27 protein-coding genes and 3 pseudogenes are annotated in these 21,223 nt (G+C 71.8%); 21 read left to right on the forward strand and 9 right to left on the reverse strand.

Features of this window, described 5'->3' with window-relative positions; all coding sequences use genetic code 11:
* Positions 1–3: 3 nt before the first annotated feature.
* Entirely contained in the window at positions 4–132 is a 129-nt protein-coding gene (locus ACWD4U_RS20395) for a hypothetical protein (RefSeq protein ID WP_363453768.1), read from the reverse strand.
* Between the two features lie 110 nt (positions 133–242).
* Between ACWD4U_RS20395 and ACWD4U_RS20400 the strand changes: the two are divergent.
* The 3 genes and pseudogenes from ACWD4U_RS20400 to ACWD4U_RS20410 form a co-directional block, all read left to right on the forward strand.
* Positions 243–353 (forward strand): annotated as a pseudogene (locus ACWD4U_RS20400) (Hsp20/alpha crystallin family protein); the annotation flags it as partial.
* 199 nt (positions 354–552) lie between these two features.
* Positions 553–870: a MerR family transcriptional regulator gene (locus ACWD4U_RS20405; RefSeq protein ID WP_363453766.1), complete on the forward strand. Its 318-nt coding sequence runs from the start codon at positions 553–555 to the stop codon at positions 868–870.
* Positions 871–1,164: 294 nt separating this feature from the next.
* Entirely contained in the window at positions 1,165–1,419 is a 255-nt protein-coding gene (locus ACWD4U_RS20410) for a hypothetical protein (protein WP_363453764.1), read from the forward strand.
* Positions 1,420–1,554: 135 nt separating this feature from the next.
* Here ACWD4U_RS20410 and ACWD4U_RS20415 read toward each other — a convergent pair whose 3' ends face one another.
* Positions 1,555–2,457: a Rieske (2Fe-2S) protein gene (locus tag ACWD4U_RS20415; protein ID WP_363453762.1), complete on the reverse strand. Its 903-nt coding sequence runs from the start codon at positions 2,455–2,457 to the stop codon at positions 1,555–1,557.
* Between the two features lie 257 nt (positions 2,458–2,714).
* Here ACWD4U_RS20415 and ACWD4U_RS20420 point away from each other — a divergent pair, with 257 nt between their 5' ends.
* From ACWD4U_RS20420 to ACWD4U_RS20470, 11 genes and pseudogenes are all read left to right on the forward strand, one after another.
* Positions 2,715–3,269 carry a type 1 glutamine amidotransferase domain-containing protein gene (locus tag ACWD4U_RS20420; protein ID WP_363453760.1) on the forward strand — a complete coding sequence of 185 codons (555 nt, stop codon included), beginning with the start codon at positions 2,715–2,717 and terminating at the stop codon, positions 3,267–3,269.
* A gap of 68 nt (positions 3,270–3,337) precedes the next feature.
* Complete coding sequence (locus ACWD4U_RS20425; RefSeq protein ID WP_363453758.1) at positions 3,338–4,231, forward strand: SDR family oxidoreductase; 894 nt, start codon at positions 3,338–3,340, stop codon at positions 4,229–4,231.
* Between the two features lie 353 nt (positions 4,232–4,584).
* Positions 4,585–4,797 (forward strand): annotated as a pseudogene (locus tag ACWD4U_RS20430) (Orn/Lys/Arg family decarboxylase); the annotation flags it as partial.
* A gap of 43 nt (positions 4,798–4,840) precedes the next feature.
* A complete protein-coding gene (locus ACWD4U_RS20435; RefSeq protein WP_363453756.1) occupies positions 4,841–5,341 on the forward strand; it encodes a CinA family protein in 501 nt (166 codons plus the stop codon).
* A 417-nt stretch (positions 5,342–5,758) separates the two neighbouring features.
* The gene (locus ACWD4U_RS20440; RefSeq protein ID WP_363453853.1) at positions 5,759–5,902 is read left to right on the forward strand and encodes a hypothetical protein; all 144 of its coding nucleotides are present in this window, start codon (positions 5,759–5,761) and stop codon (positions 5,900–5,902) included.
* 43 nt (positions 5,903–5,945) lie between these two features.
* On the forward strand, positions 5,946–7,841 hold the full coding sequence (gene ddaH / locus ACWD4U_RS20445) for a dimethylargininase (protein ID WP_363453754.1): 1,896 nt from the start codon (positions 5,946–5,948) through the stop codon (positions 7,839–7,841).
* Between the two features lie 41 nt (positions 7,842–7,882).
* Positions 7,883–8,533, forward strand: a complete 651-nt coding sequence (locus ACWD4U_RS20450) for a HemK2/MTQ2 family protein methyltransferase (RefSeq protein WP_363453752.1) — start codon at positions 7,883–7,885, stop codon at positions 8,531–8,533.
* Positions 8,520–8,744, forward strand: coding sequence for a CDGSH iron-sulfur domain-containing protein (locus tag ACWD4U_RS20455; RefSeq protein ID WP_363453750.1), 225 nt, complete (start codon positions 8,520–8,522; stop codon positions 8,742–8,744). The genes ACWD4U_RS20450 and ACWD4U_RS20455 overlap by 14 nt, the downstream gene beginning before the upstream one ends.
* Before the next feature lie 71 nt (positions 8,745–8,815).
* Positions 8,816–9,103 (forward strand): SDR family NAD(P)-dependent oxidoreductase, encoded by a 288-nt coding sequence (locus tag ACWD4U_RS20460; RefSeq protein ID WP_363453748.1) that lies wholly within the window; start codon positions 8,816–8,818, stop codon positions 9,101–9,103.
* A 133-nt stretch (positions 9,104–9,236) separates the two neighbouring features.
* Entirely contained in the window at positions 9,237–9,443 is a 207-nt protein-coding gene (locus ACWD4U_RS20465; protein ID WP_363453746.1) for a hypothetical protein, read from the forward strand.
* Positions 9,444–9,481: 38 nt separating this feature from the next.
* Positions 9,482–9,640: pseudogene (locus ACWD4U_RS20470) on the forward strand (glutathione-dependent formaldehyde dehydrogenase); the annotation flags it as partial.
* Between the two features lie 85 nt (positions 9,641–9,725).
* On the opposite strand, the gene ACWD4U_RS20475 reads toward ACWD4U_RS20470, so the two are convergent.
* Positions 9,726–10,115 carry an STAS domain-containing protein gene (locus ACWD4U_RS20475; RefSeq protein ID WP_363453744.1) on the reverse strand — a complete coding sequence of 130 codons (390 nt, stop codon included), beginning with the start codon at positions 10,113–10,115 and terminating at the stop codon, positions 9,726–9,728.
* A gap of 372 nt (positions 10,116–10,487) precedes the next feature.
* On the opposite strand from ACWD4U_RS20475, the gene ACWD4U_RS20480 reads away from it, so the two are divergent.
* Positions 10,488–11,138, forward strand: a complete 651-nt coding sequence (locus ACWD4U_RS20480; RefSeq protein WP_363453742.1) for a hypothetical protein — start codon at positions 10,488–10,490, stop codon at positions 11,136–11,138.
* 164 nt (positions 11,139–11,302) lie between these two features.
* Here the strand turns inward: ACWD4U_RS20480 and ACWD4U_RS20485 are convergent, their stop codons facing one another.
* The 3 genes from ACWD4U_RS20485 to ACWD4U_RS20495 all read right to left on the reverse strand — a co-directional run bounded on the left by ACWD4U_RS20485 (position 11,303) and on the right by ACWD4U_RS20495 (position 13,762).
* A complete protein-coding gene (locus tag ACWD4U_RS20485; RefSeq protein ID WP_449787254.1) occupies positions 11,303–11,473 on the reverse strand; it encodes an antitoxin in 171 nt (56 codons plus the stop codon).
* A gap of 101 nt (positions 11,474–11,574) precedes the next feature.
* The gene (locus tag ACWD4U_RS20490) at positions 11,575–12,693 is read right to left on the reverse strand and encodes a fatty acid desaturase family protein (protein ID WP_363453740.1); all 1,119 of its coding nucleotides are present in this window, start codon (positions 12,691–12,693) and stop codon (positions 11,575–11,577) included.
* Positions 12,694–12,700: 7 nt separating this feature from the next.
* A complete protein-coding gene (locus tag ACWD4U_RS20495; RefSeq protein WP_363453738.1) occupies positions 12,701–13,762 on the reverse strand; it encodes a ferredoxin reductase in 1,062 nt (353 codons plus the stop codon).
* Between the two features lie 86 nt (positions 13,763–13,848).
* Here ACWD4U_RS20495 and ACWD4U_RS20500 point away from each other — a divergent pair, with 86 nt between their 5' ends.
* From ACWD4U_RS20500 to ACWD4U_RS20510, 3 genes are all read left to right on the forward strand, one after another.
* On the forward strand, positions 13,849–15,075 hold the full coding sequence (locus ACWD4U_RS20500) for a PucR family transcriptional regulator (protein WP_363453736.1): 1,227 nt from the start codon (positions 13,849–13,851) through the stop codon (positions 15,073–15,075).
* Between the two features lie 104 nt (positions 15,076–15,179).
* On the forward strand, positions 15,180–15,353 hold the full coding sequence (locus tag ACWD4U_RS20505) for a CsbD family protein (RefSeq protein WP_363453734.1): 174 nt from the start codon (positions 15,180–15,182) through the stop codon (positions 15,351–15,353).
* Between the two features lie 84 nt (positions 15,354–15,437).
* On the forward strand, positions 15,438–15,935 hold the full coding sequence (locus ACWD4U_RS20510) for a hemerythrin domain-containing protein (protein ID WP_363453732.1): 498 nt from the start codon (positions 15,438–15,440) through the stop codon (positions 15,933–15,935).
* A 79-nt stretch (positions 15,936–16,014) separates the two neighbouring features.
* Here ACWD4U_RS20510 and ACWD4U_RS20515 read toward each other — a convergent pair whose 3' ends face one another.
* Complete coding sequence (locus ACWD4U_RS20515; RefSeq protein WP_363453730.1) at positions 16,015–16,296, reverse strand: hypothetical protein; 282 nt, start codon at positions 16,294–16,296, stop codon at positions 16,015–16,017.
* 98 nt (positions 16,297–16,394) lie between these two features.
* Between ACWD4U_RS20515 and ACWD4U_RS20520 the strand changes: the two genes are divergently transcribed.
* Entirely contained in the window at positions 16,395–17,405 is a 1,011-nt protein-coding gene (locus tag ACWD4U_RS20520) for a PHP domain-containing protein (protein ID WP_363453728.1), read from the forward strand.
* 131 nt (positions 17,406–17,536) lie between these two features.
* On the opposite strand, the gene ACWD4U_RS20525 is transcribed toward ACWD4U_RS20520, so the two are convergent.
* Entirely contained in the window at positions 17,537–18,163 is a 627-nt protein-coding gene (locus ACWD4U_RS20525) for an endonuclease (protein WP_363453726.1), read from the reverse strand.
* A gap of 575 nt (positions 18,164–18,738) precedes the next feature.
* Between ACWD4U_RS20525 and ACWD4U_RS20530 the strand changes: the two genes are divergently transcribed.
* Positions 18,739–19,671, forward strand: coding sequence for a glutaminase (locus ACWD4U_RS20530; protein ID WP_449787249.1), 933 nt, complete (start codon positions 18,739–18,741; stop codon positions 19,669–19,671).
* A gap of 118 nt (positions 19,672–19,789) precedes the next feature.
* On the opposite strand, the gene ACWD4U_RS20535 is transcribed toward ACWD4U_RS20530, so the two are convergent.
* Entirely contained in the window at positions 19,790–20,332 is a 543-nt protein-coding gene (locus tag ACWD4U_RS20535) for a helix-turn-helix transcriptional regulator (RefSeq protein ID WP_363453724.1), read from the reverse strand.
* Between ACWD4U_RS20535 and ACWD4U_RS20540 the strand changes: the two genes are divergently transcribed.
* Positions 20,315–21,199: a hypothetical protein gene (locus ACWD4U_RS20540; protein WP_363453722.1), complete on the forward strand. Its 885-nt coding sequence runs from the start codon at positions 20,315–20,317 to the stop codon at positions 21,197–21,199. The genes ACWD4U_RS20535 and ACWD4U_RS20540 overlap by 18 nt on opposite strands.
* The last annotated feature ends 24 nt before the right edge of the window (positions 21,200–21,223 follow it).

Consider the following 21,223-nt stretch of genomic DNA (forward strand, 5'->3'; position numbering starts at 1 on the left):
CCGTCACGCTGGGGGGGCGCCGGGCGAGCGGGCTGCCCGGACGGTGTCGTCGATGGTGGCGAGCGCGGCGACGGCGGCGAGGAAGGGCGGCGACTCGGAGCCCTCGGTGTGCTTCTGGGGGGTCTTGCTCATGGCGTCATTCTATGGACGACACTCCGCACTTGTCATCGGATGGATGACATGTTAGAACGGTTTCAGGTGAAAGCGCACTGGCACCCATCGATCAGTGGAGGTGTTTCACGATGCTGATGCGCACCGATACGTTCCGTGAACTGGACCGTCTGACCCAGCAGTTCCTGGGCACGACCGGCACGTGGTCGCGGCCGACGCCGATGCCGTTGGACGCCTACCGCTCACGCATACGCGATCCCCGCACACCCCCCAGGGGCAGTGCGGAAGTCACAGGACCGGCCCAGGCCGGTAGATGGTGTTGTTTCCCCTTCGGGGCCCCGGGAGCCGACATGGCCCCGGGGCCCCTCGACGCGTTCTCCCGAGAACCAGAGAGGTGCAGTGACCACCACGGCCAGCTCCGACACGCCCGACACACCCGGCATGCTCGACGATGACGACTACCCCGCCTACACCATGGGCCGCGCCGCCGAGATGACCGCCACCACCCCCGGCTTCCTACGGGCCCTCGGCGAACACCGCCTCATCACACCACTGCGCTCCGACGGCGGACACCGCCGATACTCCCGCTACCAACTACGCATCGCCATGCGCGCCCGCGACCTCGTCGACCAGGGCACCCCCATCGAAGCCGCCTGCCGCATCATCATCCTCGAGGACCAACTCGAAGAAGCGCTGCGCCTCAACGAACAACTCCGCGCCCGCTCCCAGGGAGACGAGAAGCCCGACGCAGGCACGTAGCCCCGCCCGACGTGCGACCCGCAACACAGCCCTGACTCCGCAGCTCACCCACGGCGCGGCGGCACTCGCCGCCTGCGGTGTCTGATCGCCGGGCCAGAGCGTGAGCTGAGTGTCCGTGGTGCACATCGTCCGCGAGGACGCGTGCGCCTGTACGGGCCTCCCACGCTGCGGCACCCGGTTCGGGCCGGCCGGACGTCCGCGTGTGCGGCCAGGCGGGTCGGGTAGACGTCGTGCGCCCGTGTGGCCCGGTCGCTTCTGCGGCCGGCCCGTGGTCCCACCCGAAGGGAGAACGCCATGATCATCGCCGCAGCGAACGGGCCGAATGCGGTCGCCATCGGGCTCTCCGCTCTGTTCATCCTCGTGCTGCTCGTTGGCGGTTTCGTCTGGGGGAGCCGCCGCGTCTCCCGCCGGGCCCGGCCGCGGCCCGAGAGCGGCCCGGCGCGCAGCCGGGCCGGGTCGTGGCGGACCCCCGACGGCGGTCGGCAGGTGCCCGGCGACTCCGCCGGGCGCGGCCCCGAGCCGCCCGGAGCAGACCGCCAAACGCCCTGACCTCCCGGATCAGCCCGCCGCACCTGGGCGTCACCCCGTCCGCTCTGCCCGGCGAACCCCAGATTGACGGTCTGGGCACGGCAGGCGCTCAGGACGACGGTCTTCGTGGCCGCGGCGGTGGAGCAGGGGGCGAGCCTATCCGGCGTCGGGCAAGCGGGCCTGGAGGTTGCCGTCGCCGTCGGTGCGGGTGAGGAAGTGCGGCTGCGGGGCGGTGGCAGGGCCGCCGACGTTCCAGCCGTCCGACAGGCGGAAGACGCTGCCGTGCCAGGGGCAGGTCACGCAGCCGTCGGCGACCTCGCCCTCCGAGAGGGGGCCCGAGGCGTGACTGCAGCGGTCGGCCAGGACGTGGAACACATCGGCGGATTCCCGCATCACCAGTACCGGCACCTCGCCCACCAGCCGGCGCGCCGGCCGTCCCTCGGCGAACTCATCCGCGTGCCCGAGCGTGTGCCAGCCCGGCTCCACCAGGTGCGGTACGGGCTCCGTCCGGTTCGCACCGGCTGCCTGACGGTAGGCAAGGTGGCCGCCGATCGCTGCTCCGGTGCCGACCGCAGCGAGCCCGGCCAGGCCCAGGGCTCGGCCCAGGCGTTGGCGGCCGCAGGAGCGGGCTGCCCACGACGAACCGAACAGGACCGTCGCGGCCGCCATCGACCCGGCGTGGAGCAGGCCGGTGCGCATCTGCCGGTCGTGCTGTTCGGCCCAGTCGACCCATCCGGTGAGCGCTGCCGGAGCTGCGGCGAGGACACCGACCGCGACGAGAGAACGCGCGACGCGCTCGCCGTCGGGCGTGAAGTCCAGGACGACGGCGGACATCCAAGCGCCTACCGGCAGTTGGACAAGGCCCGGGTGCAGCGGGTGTCCCAGCGGCCGTCCGTGCAGCACGTCGCGCAGTCGCCCCAGCGGCAGCCCCTGGACGGCGCGCTTGAGCGGCGCGGTCACCGCGTCGAGTTCGGCCGCCCCGCCCACGGCGTCCAGTGTCCGCAAGACCCAGGCCGTGATCCCGTCGTCGTAGCAGCCGGACCGGCTGGCAGCACTCATCCGCGTGGTGAAGGTTCCCATGAGACCCAACGCTGCCCGTACGGCCGGATCGCCGCGGCTCGAGCTGAGCCGCCCGGCCTACTGACGGGGACGGTTTCCACCGAAGGCGCGCCTTGGGGAGCTGTGCCAGCGTGGGAGCGTTCGGCGGGCGCGCCCGCCTGGCAGGCTCACCGCCCGTCACGGGAGTGAAACGGGCGCAGCCGACCATCCTCCGTCGGCGATCGCCCCCGACGACCTCAGCAGAACAGGAGCCCGCCGTGGCCACGTTGCAGGGAAAGACCGTCGCGTTCCTCGTCGCACCCGAGGGCGTCGAGCAGGTCGAACTCACCGAGCCTTGGCAAGCCGTCCAGGAGGCGGGCGGCACAGCCCGATTGGTATCCACCCGAAGCGGCAGCGTTCGGGCGTTCAACCACCTCGACCACGGTGACACGTTCAAGGTCGACGCCGTGGTCGCGGACGCCTCGGTGGACGACTACGACGCGCTCGTGCTGCCAGGCGGCGTCGCCAATCCCGACGCTCTGCGCATGGACTCGGACGCGGTGGCGTTCGCCAGGTCGTTCTTCGACGCCGGGAAGCCGGTTGCCGCCATCTGCCACGCCCCGTGGACGTTGATCGAGGCGGACGTGGTCCGAGGGCGCAACCTCACCTCCTGGCCGAGCCTTCGCACCGACCTGGTCAACGCCGGCGCGCACTGGGCCGACGAGCAGGTCCGGGTGTGCACGGACGGGCCCAACGTCCTGGTGAGCAGTCGCAAGCCCGACGACCTGCCCGCCTTCAACGACACGCTGGTCACGGTCTTCGCCGCGGCCTGACCGAACCACACCGCCGGCAGGCGATCAGGCCGACGGCCCACCCACCCTGAAGGGAGCCTTTCGCCGTGATGAGCGACCAGCACACGCCCCGCGACCCCACCGAGCAGCACCCGACGCCGCCGTTTCCCGAGCAGTCCCAGCCGCACCCCGGCACCGGCGGCGCCATGAGCCCGGTACCTGACCACGGGGAGACCTCCTACCGCGGGACGGGCCGTCTGGAGGGCAGGGTCGCGCTGATCACCGGCGGCGACTCGGGTATCGGCCGGGCGGTGGCGCTGGCCTTCGCACGCGAGGGCGCGGATGTGGCGTTCTGCCACCTGCCCGAGGAGGCCGCGGATGCCGAGGAGACCGCCCGTGTGGTGCGCGAGGCGGGCCGACGGGCGGTGGCCGTGGCGGGCGACCTGCGTGAGGAGGCGTTCTGCACGGGCCTGGTGGAGCGCTGCGTCGCGGAGCTGGGTGGCCTGGACATCCTGGTGAACAACGCCGCCTACCAGATGTCCCAGCCGGAAGGACTCGCCGCGATCAGCAGCGAGCAGTTCGACCGGGTCCTGAGGACCAACCTCTACGGCATGTTCTTCACCACCCGCGCGGCCCTGCCCCATCTGAGGGCGGGTGGCTCGGTCATCAACACCGCGTCCGTCCAGGCGTACAAGCCCAGCCCGCACCTGCTGGACTACGCCATGACCAAGGCCGCGATCGTCGCCTTCACGCAGGGCCTGGCGATGCAGCTCGCCCCCCACGGAATCCGGGTCAACTCCGTCGCCCCCGGCCCGGTCTGGACTCCGCTGATCCCGGCCACCATGGACGAGGAGAAGGTCGCACACTTCGGCGAGCAGTCACCGCTCGGGCGCGCCGCGCAACCCGCCGAGATGGCCCCGGCCTACGTCTTCCTCGCCTCCCAGGAGTCCTCCTACATCACGGCGGAGATCCTCAACGCCACGGGCGGGACGCCGCTGCCCTGATGACCTGCCTCCGACCGAAGGCAGGGTTGGGGATCGCGTAGGAGCGACGGAAGCTGATCGGCATCGGGGCGGGGCCGGCGGTCGTACCCGCCTGGCGGGCCCCGCGTCAGCCGGTGATCTCGGGCCTCACCCGACGGACACCGGGAAAGCTCGGCGAGTCAGCTCGACCGCGATGGCGGCGTCCACTTCACGAACCCGCGGTTCGACCGTCAGCGACACCGTCCGTTTTGGGCACAGGGCTTCCCGGTGTGGCGGGTTCTCGTCGCGGGACCGAGTGCGAGTGCGTGGCTTCGGCTGTTGCGTCGTACCGGTCCCGTACGGTCGGGTGCTGCGCGGTGCCGGGGGTTGCCGGGGGGCCCACCGAGCAGGTCCCCGTCGACAAGGCGGCCGGACGGGTCGCGGCCGAGATGCTCACCCCGTACCCGCCTGGTATCCCCGCCGCGCTGCCGGGCGAACTCCTCGACAAGTAGGTCACCGACTACCTGCGCAGCGGAATCGAGGCGGGCATGCTCGTTCCCGACAGCGCCGACCCGGCCCTGGACACGGTCCGGGTCGCCGTCGAGTAGGCCGACCACGATGTCCTGCGAGCCAGACCCAGCCAAGCGCGGCATGCAGCCTCCGCCTGACCGGCCGGGAGTCCTGGTTCGGCAGATCACCGCCGCGCTGGCTGCCGCCGGCCACACCGTGTCCGTCGCCGAGTCGCTGACCGCGGGGCGGGTCGCGGTGGCCTTCGCGGACGCGCCCGGTTCGGGTGGGACGTTCCTGGGCGGCGTGGTCGCCTACGCCACCGACCTGAAAGCGGACGTCCTGCACGTCGACTCCGCGCTCCTCGCCCGTGCCGGGGCCGTCCACCCGGAGGTCGCGGTCCAGATGGCACAGGGAATCCGCGCGGTCACCGGCGCCACCTACGGGCTCGCCACCACCGGTGTCGCCGGCCCCGCCCCGCAGGACGGCCGCCCCGTGGGCACCGTCTACGTCGCCGTCGCCCACCCCCACGGCACCCGCACGACCCGACCGGAAACCCCATCCGCGCCACCGGAGTGCATTCAGGACCGCGCGGTACTGGCCGCACTGCAACTCTTCCACGACCAGCTGCGCCCAGGCCCGTGATCCAGGGCGCGGACCTGTTCGCGCCTCGGCCGGATGCCGCGTGTGGACGTAGGGCGGCGCGAAGGCGTGGCGGCTGACGGCCCCTCTGACGACCAGCGATCCCACGCGGCCCGGGCGGAGCCGGGTGACGGGTGCGCCGCGGCCCCGGAAGCCAGCGGCTGGGCACCGAGGCTGCCGGCCGTCGACAGTACCTCTACCGTCCCGCCTTCCGTGCCAGGCAGGCAGGCAGGAGGCGGCGGAGCGTGAGCACGTGCAGGCCCGAACTCGCCTCCGCCGGCCGAGAGCCGGCCCGCGGCGCGACGCGCTGTCCGGTCGCTGGTGCGCCCGTCCGCGCCGTGTCTACCGCGCGGCGTCCCGGGTAGGCGCGATGGCGATCCTCGCGAGCACGGAGGTGGCCGTGGAGCTCTGAACCGGGAGATGCTCGCCCAACTCGCCCAGGCCACCCGCGACTCGCCCCTCCTCGACCTCGCATCCGCCTGCCACCCCCGATCCCTGCGCCAGATGCGCTGGACCAACACCATGATCAAAGCCCTGTCCCCCCGGCTGCTCGCCAGTCGCTGACCGAGCCGTCCGACCAAGCCGTCCCCTCGCCCAGGAGGAGCCGATGACCTCCACCGCCGTCCCGCGCCGTGAAGCGGTCCGCCGGCGCTACCTACTCTGTCCGCCGACGTACTTCGCGGTCGACTACGCGATCAACCCGTGGATGGACCCGAGCCGCCCGGTCGACAGCGAGGCCGCCCTGCGGCAGTGGCGGAAGCTCCGCGACACGCTGAACGAGCTGGGCCACCGGGTCGAGACCATCGCTGCCCGGCCGCGGCTGCCGGATATGGTGTTCGCCGCCAACGGTGCCTCGGTGGTGGACGGCCGGGTCCTGATCGCGCGGTTCCGGCACCCCGAACGGGCGCCCGAAGCGACGGCCCACCGCGCCTGGTTCCGCACGGCGGGGTACCGCCCGACGGTCGCCCGGTTGCCGAACGAAGGCCAGGGCGACTTCCTGCCGATCGGCGGCCGGGTCCTGGCGGGCTCCGGCCTGCGGACGAGCCCGGCCGCGCACGGCGAGGCGGAGCTGGCGTTCGGTCGGCGGGTCGTCAGCCTTGCTCTCACCGATCCGCGCTACTACCACCTGGACACGGCACTGGCCGTGCTGAGCGACGACCAGATCATGTACTACCCGCCGGCCTTCACCCCCGAGAGCAACCGCACCCTGCACGCCCTGTTCCCCGGTGCGATCCTGGCCGGTGACCAGGACGCCTCAGTCCTCGGCCTCAACGCGGTCAGCGACGGCCGCCACGTGCTGCTCACCGAGGCCGCCCACGGTCTCGCCGCGCAGCTGTACGACCACGGCTTCGTCCCTATCGGGGTGCGGTTGCCCGAGTTGCTGAAGGCGGGCGGCGGCCCCAAGTGCTGCGTCCTGGAACTGCACCCGGCACCGGGGGGGGCAGCCGTGACTCCCACCCCTGCGACCGGCCACGCCCCGCACGCCGCCGTCAGCGCGGCACCCGCCCTGCCGAGACCGCGCGGACCCCTCAGCGCCGGGCTCGTCACCGCCCTCCGCGCCTTCCCCGACCCGGCCGCGCGGATCGCGCGCCCGCCGATCGAGGACCCGTGGGGCGAGGACCTGCAACTGGCCCTCTACGTCTGCTACGAACTGCACTACCAGGGCTTCGCCGAGGTCGACCCCGACTGGGAGTGGCACCCGGGCCTGTTGACCCTGCGAGCCGCGCTGGAGCACGCGTTCCTCACGGCAGTCCGGCAGGGGACCGGCGAACCGCCGCCGCTGGCCCGGGCCCTGGCCGCCCTGCTGGCCGACGACAGCGCCGGCACCGGCCCCTCCCACCACCTGCTTCACCATGGGGAGCGCTGGCAGGCACGCGAGTACCTGGTGCACCGCTCGCTCTACCACCTCAAGGAAGCCGACCCGCAGATGTGGGTCGTGCCACGCCTGCCGAACCCCGCCAAGGCCGCGCTCGTCTCGGTGCAGTACGACGAGTACGGCGCCGGCCACCCCGACCGCGCCCACGCACGACTGTTCGCCGAGATGATGGCCGACCTCGACCTGGACCCCGGCTACGGACGCTACCTCGAGGACGTCCCGGCCCCCGCCCTCGCCGTGGTCAACCTGATGTCGCTGTTCGGCCTGCACCGCTCGCTGCGCGGCGCGCTCGTCGGCCAGTTCGCCGCGGTGGAGATCACCTCACCGCCCGGCGCCGCCCGGCTGGCCGCAGCGCTGGAGCGACTCGGCGCATCCTCGGCCGGCACCCTGTTCTACCGGGAGCACGTGCTGGCCGACGCCGTCCACGAGCAACTCGTCCGACGCACCGTCATCACCCCACTGGTCGGGGGCGATCCCTCGCTCGGCCCCGACATCGCCTTCGGTATCGCCGCCACCGCCGCAGTGGAAGCCCGGCTCGGCGCCCACCTGCTCACCTGCAGGCAGCACGGCCACAGCTCCCTGCGCGCGCCGCTGCCGGACGCATCCGCTCCAGCGGAGGAAGCCTGATGCCAGGGATCAAATCGGTCGAAACGGGCAGGCGCTCCACCATGCTTCTCCTGCGACCTCCCGGCGTGTACCCCGCCCAGGGCGACACCGCTCTCCTCATCGAGGCACTGCGGCGCGAACGGCCACAACCCGGGTCCCGGCTCCTCGACCTCGGCACCGGAAGCGGGGCCGTCGCACTGGCCGGCGCCGAACTCGGCGCCACCGTGACCGCCGTGGACCTGTCGCGGCTCGCGCTCGCCACCGCCTGGGCCAACGCCCGGCTGCGTCACCTGCGCCTCACGGTCCGCCACGGCGACCTGACGTCCCCGGTGGCCCGGCGCCGCTTCGAGTTCATCGTCTCCAACCCGCCCTACGTACCCTCGGCCCGGGACCGGCCGCCCCGGCACGGCAGCGCGCGGGCCTGGGACGCCGGGCCGACCGGGCGGCTGCTGCTCGACCGCATCTGCCGCCAGGCCCCGCTGCTGCTGACCGCGGGGGGTGTGCTGCTGATGGTGCAGTCCTCCCTGGCGGATCAGGCAGCCACCGTGCATGCTCTCCGGAAGTCCGGGCTGCGGGCCGGTGTGGTGGCGGCCATGACCCAGCCCTTCGGGCCGGTCATGTCGCAGCGGGCCGACTGGTTCGAGGAGCGCGGCCTGATCGCCGTCGGCGAGCGGGCGGAGACCTTGGTGGTGGTGCGCGGTGTCCGGCCGTGACGAGCAGTCCCTCCCGAGGCTGCGGCTGACCGGCAGCGGACCGGTACTGGTCGACGGCCCGGTGGAGATCGTGCTTCCCGACGGCCGGAGCATCCGGGCCGACCGGCCGGTGACGGCGCTGTGCACGTGCCGCCGCAGCCGTCGCTACCCGTTCTGTGACACCAGCCACCGCCTCCGTGACCGCGACCAGGACCGACAGCCGGATGCCTGAGCGTGCTCGCCGCCGGTGGCGGCGCAGGGTGTCCCGGCGCGGCCGACAGGGGAGTTGGGAAATGACGGGCGATGTCGAAGAGGATCCCGATCGTCGGCCGGACGGCGCTGGTCACCGGCTCCTCGCGGGGCATCGGCCTGTTGATCGCGGGCGAACTCGCCTCGCGCGGCTGCCGCGTGATGCTCTGTGCGTGCGACGAACCCGCCCTCGCACGTGCCGGGGCCGGACTGCGCGGACTGCCGGGAGCGGCGGCGGCAACCAGCTGCGATATGACCTCGGCCGAAGCGCCCGGCAGGCTGCTGGCAGCGGTGCGCGACCGGTTCGGAGCCGAGGTCGACCTCGGGCGGGGTCGATCGTGACCATCGGCTCGATCGGCGGCCGGATCGCGGTGCCCCACCTGCTGCCGTACTCCACCGAGCCGTCCGGCGGATCGTCGACGCCGTCGAACACGGGCGCCGCGAACTCGTCCTCACCCCGCTGGCGAAAGCCGGTGTGCTGGCACACGGCCTGGCGCCCGCGACCACCGGCCGCGCCCTCGCCCTGGCAGCCCGGCTGCTTCCGCCCGGTGGCGACGCCCCGTTCCAACGCCGAACCGGTGCCGAAGCCGCCCGGGGCTACCGGCGGAACGGGGCGCTCCACCGCCTCACCGCACTCGGTGACCGGGCTGCCCACCGCAACAACGAGCCCACCGCGCAGTGACGTTGAGCCCCTGACGCCGCGTTCGCCAAGGAGGAACGATGAGAGCAGTCACCTGGCAGGGCTGCCGCAACGTCGAGGTCCACAGCGTTCCCGAGCCGCGGATCGAGGAGCCGACCGACGTCCTCGTCGAGGTCACCGCCACCGGCCTGTGCGGCTCCGACCTCCACCTCTACGAGGTACTCGGCGCTTTCCTGGACGAACATCCTCGGCCGGCGATGCAGGTGGAACCGTCGAGGAGGCCGCTGCGCGGCACGCGTAGGTCAGGCCCGCCGACTCTCAACCCTACGGTGCCGGTGCGGTGCCGTTGTCGGCGAGCGCTTGCGCGACGGTGTCGTAGACAGGCAGGACGGCGTCGGCTCCCGTGATTTCCAGGACCCGGCGTGCTCCGCTGCTCGGGGCGGCCAGGACGAGCCGGGTGCCGGCTGCGCGGGCGGTGAGGCGGGCGCTGAGGAGGGCATTGAGGCAACTGGAGGTGAAGAGGCGGACGGCGGCCAGGTCTACGGCGAGTACGGCCGGTCGGCCGTCCAACACCGCCCGTAGCGCATCCCGAACTTGGCGCTCGTTGCCCATGTGCGCGTCGCCGACGAGCACGCAGACGGTGTTCTGTCCTGCCCGGCGGCTTTCGATCCGCAGGTCGGGTCCGATGAAGACGGAGCAGTAGTCGGATGGCATGGCACCGAGGCTCCATCCCGGTCGGGGAAAGGCCGGGGCATCATCCCCACGCGGGGTTCGGGAGACAGTGCGGCGACAGTTGACGGGCGTCCGGCAGGTCACCACGGTGGTGCGAGACGGCACGACGCTCCCCTACCCCGCGCCCGCATTCCCACACACCAGTCACGCGGCCGGCTCCCGTGCCGGGCCTGCTGCGAGACGTCGCGGACCCGGGGGAGGGGCATAGCAGCCATCGTCCCCGGACGCGGCCGCAAGCGGCAGCGCGGGACGCACCCTCGGGTCGACCCTGATCCCCGGCTGTCAGAAACCCCTGCGAGGATGCGGTGCCGCAGCCGGGGACCGCCCGGTTGCCCGGCAGTGAGGAAGTGTCAGATGGATTTCGCCAAGCCGTTGTTCGCTCACCTCGTGGAGGCGCCGCAGACGAGCGGACCACGCGAGTCCTGGTGGATTCATGCCATCGGTTCCTTCGTCGTGCGGACGGAATGGGCCACCGTCTTCGACCCGACGTCGGGGGAAGCGGACGGTTTGGAGGTGCCTCCGGGCAGCCATCGGGTGTACGCGGTGATGGACGCGGCGCCAGGGGCGGCGCCGATGGCGGTCGGGCTGCTGCTGTGGTTCGGCGAGACGCCGCCGGTGGAGCTCGGCGAGTACTCGGGAGTCGGCGTGCTGACGCACTGCGGCGTCGTGTGCCTCAGCGGTTCGTCCGACGATGACGGCGCCCTGGTGGACGCGCTGATGCGGCTGGCCGGGCTGGAGATCCGGCACCGTGCCGCGAACGGCCAGGACCGGGGTCTGCTGCCGCTCTTCGATGCCGCCTGTCGGCAACACCGGCCCGACGCCCTGCGGCTGCCCGAGGAATCCGCTCCCGACGCGTTCCGCGCCGGATGGCACGTCCTGTCGGACGAGCGGACCCAGGCGATGGTCGTCGCGCTGCTGGACAACGGTGAGGGCGGCGGCATCTACCCCTGCCTCGACGCGCACGGGCGAGAGGTCGCCCACCTCGTGCAGTTCGAGACGGAGTGACGGGCAGCCGGCGGTACTGACAGTGGGGGAAGTCCGCGAACAGCGACCGGCGGCCGCGTCCGCCGGCGACCTCCGGTGGAGGACGGCCCCCGCCCGTACGCGATCGGCCGGGACCGGCGACCCCTCACGGGAGCCGGGGCCTCGGCCTTCGGCGAGGCGGGTGGCTATGCCTTCGGCGGGGTGTCCTCGTCGGCTTCCGGGGGCGTGTCCGCCAACTCGTCCTTGAGCTTCTGCTGGGCTGCGTCGACCTGCTCGCCGTGCTTGCCCTGGGTCTTCTCGTCGATGAGGTCCCGGCCTTGTCGCTGCCGCCCGGCCGGGTGACGTGTCGGCTCCAGCCAACTCCCTCAGCGGTGGCGTACGGGCTCCATTCACCCGCTCGTGGGCGGGGCCGGGCCGGGACAGCGCTCCCGCCCGACCCAGGGGGCGGGGCCGGAAATCAGGCCGCGATGAGCTCCTGTTCGCGGTCCGGCGTCCTGACCTTGGGCTTCTTGTTCGGCAGCGCGAGCCGGAAGACCTTGCGCCACGCGGAGAACACCTGCTTGGGCAGCGGCCCGGTAACGTAGTCCAGCTCGTACTTCTCGAACAGCGCGCGCACCTTCACCGCGACCTCGGCGTACCGGTTGCTCGGCAGGTCCGGGAACAGGTGGTGCTCGATCTGGCGCGACAGGTTGCCGGTCATGAAGTGCAGGGCCTTGCTGCCGCTGATGTTCGCCGAGCCCATCATCTGGCGCAGGTACCACTGGCCGCGTGTCTCTCCCTCGATCGACCGGCGCTCGAAGACCCGTACGCCCTCGGGGAAGTGCCCGCACATGATCACCGAGTGGGTCCAGACGTTGCGGACCAGGTTCGCGGTGAAGGTGGCGGCGAGCGTGGTGAGGAACGACGGGCCCGACAGCAGCGGGTGGATCACGTAGTCCTTGAGCACCTGCTTGCGGATCTTGCGGCCCACGGCCTTGGCCCGCTGGCGGAACTCCGGGTCCTTACGGCGGCGCCTGTGCAGGTTCTTGCCGAGCTCCAGGTCGTACGCCGCGATGCCGTACTCGAAGAAGCAGGCGTTGAGGAAGTTCCACAGCGGCTGGCCGAGGTGGAACGGGTGCCACCTCTGGTCCTCGTCGACGCGCATGATGCCGTAGCCGAGGTCGTTGTCCTTGCCGATCACGTTGGTGTACGTGTGGTGCAGCTCGTTGTGCGAGTGCTTCCACTGGTCGGACGGCGAGACGTGGTCCCACTCCCAGGTGGTGGAGTGGATCTTCGGGTCCCGCATCCAGTCCCACTGGCCGTGCAGGACGTTGTGGCCGATCTCCATGTTGTCCATGATCTTCGCCACGGACAGGCCGGCGGTGCCGAGCAGCCACGCGGGCGGGAAGATCGAGAACAGCAGCACGCCCCTGCTGGCCAGCTCGAGCTTGCGCTGCGCCGAGATGACCTTACGGATGTAGGCGGCATCTTTCTCGCCGCGGCCGGCGATCACCTCGTCGCGGATCGCGTCCAGCTCGCGGCCGAGCTCCTCGATCTGCTCGGCGGTCAGGTGGGCGGTGGGGTCGATGGCGGTCAAGGTGCCTCTACCGTTCGATGTCGCAGGCGCCCGCCGCGGCGGACACGCAGGTCTGGATGAGGACGCCCGGCTCGGCCTCGGTGATCTCGCCGGTGCGCAGGTCGCGGACCGCGCCCGCCTTGAGCGGCGTGACGCAGCCGAAGCAGATACCCATGCGGCACCCGGAGGGCATGAGCACGCCGGCCTCCTCGCCCACCTCCAGCAACGGCGTGGCGCCGTCCGCGTCGACGGTCCTGCCGGTGGCGCTGAACGTGACCTCGCCGCCGCCACCGCCGTCGGTGACAACGGTGCGGGGGCGGAAGCGTTCGGCGTGCAGGCGCTCCTGGACGCCGTGCTCGAGCCAGTGCTCCTCTGCGGCGTCCAGCAGGCCCTCGGGCCCGCAGGCCCAGGTCTCGCGCTCGGCCCAGTCGGGCACGAGCTCGCCGAGACGGGCGATCTCGAGCCTGCCGTCCGTGGCGGTGTGCACCTCGGTGAGGCGCAGCTTCCCGGCCGCGACCAGGCCGTGCAGCTCGTTGCGGAAGAGCACGTCCTGCGGCCGCGGCGCGCAGTGGACCATGACGACGTCGTCGAACTCGATGTCGCGCAGCATGCCCATCACGGGCGTGATGCCGCTGCCGGCCGTCAGGTAGAGCACCTTCGCGGGCTTGGCATGCGGCAGCACGAAGTCACCGGTTGCCTGCTCGAGCTGGACCAGCGTGCCCGGTCTCGCCTTGCGGACCAGGTGGTTGCTCACCTTGCCGTCCGGGATCGCCTTCACGGTGATCGTGACACGGCCGTCCTGACGGTTCGTCGGCGAGGTGATGGAGTAGGCACGCCACAGGCGCCTCCCGTCGACGTCGACCCCGACCCGCACGTACTGACCGGCCGTGTGGCCGCGCCAGCCCCGTCCCGGCCTGATCACGACCGTCGCGGCGTCACCCGTCTCGAGGTGCACGGCCTCGATACGCCCACGCAGGTCGGCGCCCGCACGCAGTGGGCTGACCAGGTCGAGGTAGTCCGACGGCAGCAGCGGTGTCGTGACCATCTCCAGCAGTTTCCACGCCCTGCTGCGGAGCGCTGCACTCGTCATGACTCCAGCTTGCTGCGCCTCGGGGCGTAAAGTCCTGACCGTAGGATGTGAATCCGGTCGACAGGATTGTTCGCAGGGAACAAAAAGTGAGCCATGCAATCCGGAGGGCCGGCGAGCTGGTCCTGGACGAGGCGACGGTCACCGCGCTTCGGGCCGCGCTGACGGCCACCGCCGACGAGGTCGTCGAGGCGATCATCGACGAGGTCCCGCCCTATGCCAACGCCCTTTCGGGCCGCATGGGCGACACCATCCGCCGAGCCGTCCGCACCGCGCTGGGGCACTACCTCGACCTCGCGAGCGGGAACGCCACGGGCGGCGACGCGGGTGACGCAGCGTACGAGCTGGGCCGCGGCGAGGTGCGCGACGGCCGTTCGATGGACGCCCTCCTCAGCGCCTACCGCGTCGGCGCCCGCGTGGCCTGGCGATGCCTGGCGGCGGGTGCCGTACCCGCAGGTCTGCCCGCCGCCGAGGTCGCCAAGTTCGCCGAGCTGACCTTCGCCTACATCGACGAGCTCTCTGCGGCGAGCGCCGCGGGCCACGCCGACGAACTGGCCGCCCGGGGCAGGGCCCACGAGCGCCACCTGGAACACCTGGCCCGCGACCTCCTCGCCGGTGCGAGTCCGGACGTGCTGCTGGCCTCTGTTCAGCGGGCCGGGTGGCAGCCTCCGGTCTCGCTGACCGCGGTCCTGCTGCCGGCCGTCGAGGCCCGGCCCGCCTACCGTGCGCTCGACCCGAGCACTCTCGTCCTCGACGATCTGCCGGACGCCACCGGTGTGCTGCTCGTCCCCGATGCCGACCGATCGCACCTCCTGCGGCAGCTGACCGACCGCACCGCCGTGGTCGGCCCGGCCCGGCCGTGGACTCGTGCGTCCGCCTCGTACGCACGAGCCGTACGTGCGCGCTCCCTCTCCTCTGACATACGCGACACCGAGGACCACCTGCCCGAGCTGGTGCTGAGCGCCGACGCGGACGCGTTCGCGGACCTGCGCGCCCGAGCCCTCGCACCGTTGCGGACCCTACCCGCCACCACCGCACGGCGGCTGGAGCAGACGCTGCGGGCGTGGCTGCTGCACCAGGGCAGGCGGGACGAGGCGGCGGCGGCCTTGTTCGTCCATCCCCAGACAGTCCGGTACCGGATGTCGCAGCTGCGGGAGCTGTTCCCGGACCTCGCATCGCCGCACCGGGTCCTCGAACTGACCCTGGCGGTGGGTCTCGGGGCCGGCGGGACTACCGGAGCGAGCGACCAGGAGGGGAGCGGCACCCGAAGGACTGTGCAGGTTCGCCCGGCCGGACACCCGCGTGCTCGGCTCTGACCTCACCGAACGCGATCCGGGCCCACCCGACACGGCGCGGGTGAAACGTGCCCGTTCGGGTAGGCGCGCGAGGACCAGGACAGGGTTTCGCGGAGGAGGACCGCATGAGTGCGGGAAAGAAGGTCGAGCACACAGCCGAGACGGCCAAGGGGAAGGCCAAGGAGGCGGCCGGCAAGGCCGTGGGCATCGAGAGACTCGTCGTGGAGGGCAAGGCCGACCAGGCCAAGGGCGACGTGGCGCAGGCAGGGCAGAAGGTGAAGGACGCACTGAAGCACTGACCCGATCGCACCTGGTCCGCGGCGGGACAGGCCGTCGGGGCCTCCCTATCGAGACCAGCTACCAGCTCATCACGGGAATCACTTATGTCTACCGACGCCATCGTCCTTCTCAAGGAGGACCACAAGGAGATACGGCAACTGTTCCGGGCGTTCGAGTCCGGCGACGATGACAGTGCCGCCAAGGCAGACCTGGTCAGCCGAATCGTGGAGGCCTTGACCGTTCACACCTACATCGAGAACGAGGTCATGTATCCCAGGGTGCGGCAGCTGGTGCCGGAGCTCGAAACGGACGTCCTCGAGTCGTTCGAGGAGCACCACGTCGCCGACCTCCTCTGCGCGGAGCTTGACGCGATGGACCCGGGTGACGAGCGTTTCGACGCCAAGACCACGGTTCTCATCGAGTCCGTCGGCCATCACATCGAAGAAGAGGAGAACGACTGGTTCCCCAAGGTGCGGGCCGCTCTCGGGCGCAAGGAGCTTCAGGAGATCGGCGCCCGCATGCTCGAGGTCCGCGCCACCGCACCCAGGCGACCGCAGCACCCGGGCGCACTCAAGATGGCAGCCGACGCGCTCCTCGGATGAGGGGAGCCCCCTGAGAATCGCCGAGCCGGTGGACCCGACGCGTGGGCCGGCTCGGCGTGGCCCGAACCACCGACGCTCCTTACTCGAGGGCGCGCAGGATCGCCACCGTGTTGCCCTCGGCGTCCAGGCACTGGGTCGTATACGAGCCGTCCGGGTCGGCCAGGACGCCCAGCACGGTGCCGTCGCCGGCCTCGTCCGGGATCATCAGCCGGTCGTTCGCGAAGTCGCCCTCCACCGGCTCCACCGGGCAGTCGGCCGGGTCGACCGAGGCGCGCTGGAGCATCTCGCGGAGGTTCTCCAGCCTCCAGTCATCGCCCTCGGCGGCGCGCGCGTGCAAGGTGGCGCAGGCGCGCTTGAGCATCCCGGTGCCCGGCTCGATCCCATCCCTGAGGCGCGGTCCCGTGCCGCGGCGTCTTCGAGGAGTCCGCCGACCAGGCGGGCAGAGCAGAGGCTGGAGGTATGGATCCGGTCGACGCACTGCGGCGGATCGCGTTCCTGCTCGAGTGGCGCGGCGCGTCCCCCTACCGGGTGAGGGCGTTCCACACCGCGGCCGATGCCGCCCGCAGACTGCACACGGGCCCGGTCGACCCGGGCGAAGCCCGGCGGTTGCAGGGTGTCGGCCCGGTCACCGCCGAGGTCATCGCACAGGCATCACGGGGCCGCGCCCCGACCTATCTCATCAGGCTCCAGGCCGAGGCAGGCCCGGCGGCCCGCTCCGCCTGGGAACTGGCGGAGGCCACCGAAGGCGACTGCCACCTGCACTCCGACTGGTCGGACGGCAGGCATCCGATCGAGGAGATGGCCGAAGCGGCCCGTGCCATGGGGCACCGGTGGGCCGTCCTGACCGATCACTCGCCGCGACTCGTGATCGCCCACGGCCTCAGCCCCGACCGGTTGCGGCGTCAGCTGGAGGAGGTGGCCGCCGTCAATGCCCGCGCCACCGGCTTTCGCCTGTTGAGCGGCATCGAGTGCGACATCCTGGAGGACGGCTCACTCGACCAGGAGGACGACCTCCTCGCACGGCTCGATGTCGTCGTCGCATCGGTGCACTCCAAGCTGCGCTCGGATGCCGAGGCGATGACCGCCCGGATGGTGGCGGCGGTGCGCAACCCGCACACCGACGTCCTCGGCCACTGCACGGGTCGCATCGTCACGGGCCGTGGCCGCCCGCAATCCTCCTTCGACGCCGAGGCCGTCTTCGCGGCGTGCGCCGAGGCCGGAACAGCAGTCGAGATCAACTGTCGGCCCGAGCGGCGCGACCCACCCGACGACCTGCTGCGCCGGGCAGCCGAGGCGGGCTGCCTGTTCGCGGTGGACACCGATGCACACGCACCCGAGCAGCTGCACTGGCAGTCCTCCGGATACGCGCGCGCCGCCCGCGCCCATCTCGGACGCGACCGGCTCCTCACTACCTGGCCCGTCGAGCGGCTCCTGGCGTGGACCGCGGTCGGCGGGCGCTCACGAGGGTAGTCGTGTCGATCGGATGTTCGGGCGGGGCCGAGGAGCGATGCCGGCGGGGGCTGCCGCCTCCTCGCCGGTGCCGTCCGACAGACGTGCGAGCACCTACCCCGGCGCGAGCGGAACCTTCTGAAACGGTGGCGTCAGGCTGCTTGGAGTTCCTTCGCCGCGTCCTTCGAGAGGCTGACCCGGACCAGGGCGGCGGCCAGTCTGGCGTGGTCCGTCGGCGGCACCAGGTCGCCGAGTCCGCGGGGCGTGTGCGGTAGACCGAGGTCCCGCGCCGTCCCGCACGCGCGGTCGTCGAAGAACGGACGCAGCTGAGGCCAGACCGCCTGGGCCTCCCGGCAGAAGATGTCCGTGCCGACCGGGCCGATCCTCGGAATCTCCTGCAGCAGGTCGCGCAGTGCGTTCAGGTCGCCGTCGGCGTCCTCCTGCATCCGGCGCAGGTCTCCGTGCCAGCGGTCGAGCACAAGCTGCGCCCCGTCGCCGAGAGCCGTGGCGGTGCTCTCGTCGTACCGGACGTAGCGGGCGCGGCCCAGCGCGTTCACGCGGTCCTGCCAGTCGGAGTCGGCCATCGCTCGAGGTGTTCGCAGTCCGGCCCGGAACAGCTCCCGGGCGGCGGCGGTGGCCGTGTCGGACTTGATGCGGATCGCGCACAGCACCGTGAGTACCAGCAACTGGTACAGCGGCGCCGGCTTGTCGCGCAGCGTGATGCCGGCGTCCTCGGCGTACGTCCGGCCGTGTTCGGACAGCAGCCTGGAGGTGATCATGTCGACTCTCATCCCTCCGGCACCTCGCCTTCCGTAAGCCCCCCAGTGCCGCGACTGCCCCGAATCCGCGCCGCCACACCGACGTGTCGGACGACCTCGGCCGGTCACGCGGACCTGAACCCCGGAGGGAAGAACGGCTGTGCCCGGAGCGTCCGCCTCGGCGGAATGGCGCCGCAGACGGGGCTCCCGCAAGACCCGTGAGCCCAGCGGCGAGGGCGGCACCCGGTTCGGGCGGGACCGCGGGTCGGCGACGGTGGCGACGGCGTCCGACGGGTGACGCAGTGGAGGTAGCCGGCGCCTTCGAGGTCGGCGGTGATCCGCTGCACGGCCCGCTCGGTGCGGCGCAGCGGGCCGCGATGTCCCGGACGCACAGTGCGGGATCGCGAGCGTTCTGGACCAGCACCCGTGCGTAGAGATCAGGGCCTGCTCGGCCCGGCGTGCGCGTTCCAGGAGCCGGCTCGGGAATCAGGCGCCGGAGCGGACTCGCGGTGTCACCGGGCCCCGGCCGAGCAGCGGTCTGCCGCGCGTCCGGGGCGCAGAGCTCTGCTTTCGCCTGGGTCGGAACATCCGGTTCAATGGCCCGCGTGGATCAGGACGTGGAGTACGGGCAGCTGCTGAAGGACGTGATGGCGATGGCGCTGGCGGGGGAGGCGCGGGGGCGGCCGGCGGACTACATTCCGGCGTTGGCGGCGGCGGATCCGTCGGCGTTCGGGATGGCGTTGGCGACGGTGGACGGCGCGGTGTTCGGGGTCGGGGAGTGGGAGGTGCCGTTCTCGATCCAGTCGGTGTCGAAGCTTTTCACTCTGGCGCTCGCACTGGCGGAGGGCGGGGACGGGCTGTGGGCGGGGGTCGGCCGGGAGCCGTCGGGGAACCCGTTCAACTCGCTGGTGCAGTTGGAGTCGGAGCAGGGGATCCCGCGCAATCCGTTCATCAACGCGGGGGCGCTGGTGGTCACGGACCGGCTGCTGGATCTCACCGGGAACGCGGCGGGTGCGGTGCGGGACTTTCTGCGCGCAGAGTCGGGGAATCCGGCAGTGGGGACGGACGACGCGGTGGCGGCGTCGGAGGCGCGCCACGGGCACCGCAACGCGGCGCTGGCGCACTTCATGGCGAGCTTCGGGAACCTGCGCAATCCGGTGGAGAGCGTGTTGGTGCACTACTACGCGCATTGCGCGATCGCGGCGTCCTGCCGGGACCTGGCGCTGGCGGGGCTGTTCCTTGCGCGGCACGGGGTACGGGCGGACGGCTCGCGGCTGCTGTCGCGCAGTGAGGCGAAGCGGATCAATGCGGTGATGCTGACCTGCGGGACGTACGACGCGGCAGGGGACTTCGCCTACCGGGTGGGGCTGCCGGGCAAGAGCGGGGTCGGCGGCGGTGTGCTGGCGGTGCTGCCGGGGCGGGGGGCGGTGTGCGTGTGGGGTCCGGGGCTGGACGCGGCGGGCAATTCGGTGCTGGGGGTGGCCGCGCTGGACGCGTTCACGACGGCGACAGGCTGGTCGGTGTTCTGAGCCGCGGTCGCCGGGGGGCGACATCGTGCCAGGCCGAGCCGGGCGCCGGTAGAGGCGAGCTCGGAACCGTGGCCGCGGTGTGCATTGGGCTCCTGGTTTTCGAGAGAACCACGGTGGGTCATTCCCGTGCGGGGGTCAGGGCGTGGGCGAGTTGGACGCTGGAGTGCAGGCCGAGTTTGCGGTAGACGCGGGTGAGGGTGGCTTCGACGGTCTTGACGCTGACGCTGACGCTGACGGTGAGGGCGGCGGCGATGTCGCGGTTGCTGGCGCCGGCGGCGGCGAGTTGGGCGCAGCGTTGTTCGGCGGAGGTGAGGCGTGGGCCGGCGTGGTTGTCCGGGGGGTTGTGCTCCAGGTGGTGGAGGGTGCGCTCGGCGGTGTCGGCCCAGGGCGGGCCTGGTGCGCGGTGAAGAGGTCGGCGGCGCTTTGGGCGGCGGTGCGGGCGCCGGCGCGGCGGCGTCCCGGGGCGGTTCAGAGGGCGGGGTGTGCGCGTTTCCGGTTTGCGGTCGGGTCGGGGTTTGGCGCGCTGTGCGTTCAGGTCCGCGAAGACGGGGCGTTCGGTGTCTGCTTCGACCTGGACGATGGCGAAGAGCGTCGGCGTGGCACCCTTGGCCCGTCCGGAGCCACGAGGGAGTTGAGGTCGGCGGTGCCCAGCAATATCCATGTGGAATTGATGGTTGACGTTCCCGATGACGCTCTCTACCGGTCGTGGGTGCGGAGTTGGTTCTCCAGCGCTCTCGACGTCCTCGGGCACGCTCTGGGCTTGCGGTACGAGCACGCAGACACGGCGCAGCCGGATGAGCTGCCCGACAGCTCTCACAGCGCTGTTGTCTTCTTGGCCCGGGAGTCGCTGGTGATGGGCGAACGCAGTCAACGCCGGGCGTTCTCCTCCGAGAATCTCGACTGGCTCTGCGACGCGGCTGTCGCCGGTCACATCACGCGCTGCGAGGCCGGCTGGGGCCGTCTGCGGGACTTCTTCGGCATCAAGGTGTGGCGCGATGACACGGACAGGAGTTGGGCGCAGTTCATCCTGGAGGTTCCCGAGGAGCACCTTCGCTCGGCGGTCGGCCGATCGGTCCAGGAGGCCGTCCTTCGGGTGCTGCGCGAGCTGGCGGAGGTCTCCAACCCGGTCTTCGGCGCATTCGGGTACGGCGACCTGACGGGGACTGAGTTCGAACACTGCACCGAGAGTTACGGGGCTTGGGACGCCTACCCCACTGCCCGCCGGTACCTGCGCGGGTACGGCTGGCTGACCGTCGTGCCGACCGAAGTCGTCGAGCGGCTCGGGGGCGTCGCCGGCCTGGAAGCCGGCGGGTCGTTCGTCGAGGTTTCCGGACTGGCCGGCGGCGGTGCCTGGCTCAGGGCCGGCATGGACTTCTTCGACTACGACTTGTCGTCTGCCGGGGGAGTGTTCCAGGCCGTCGCCGCAGCACTGAGGCCCGGAATGCCCGGCGTCCGAGAAGAGCTCGGCGTACCGGCACCACGCACCCCCGTCGTCCTGCAGGACGCGGCCGACTACGGAGCGCAGTAGTCGCGGCGAAGCGCACAGCCCGGA

It is taken from the genome of Kitasatospora sp. NPDC002522, from assembly GCF_053595195.1.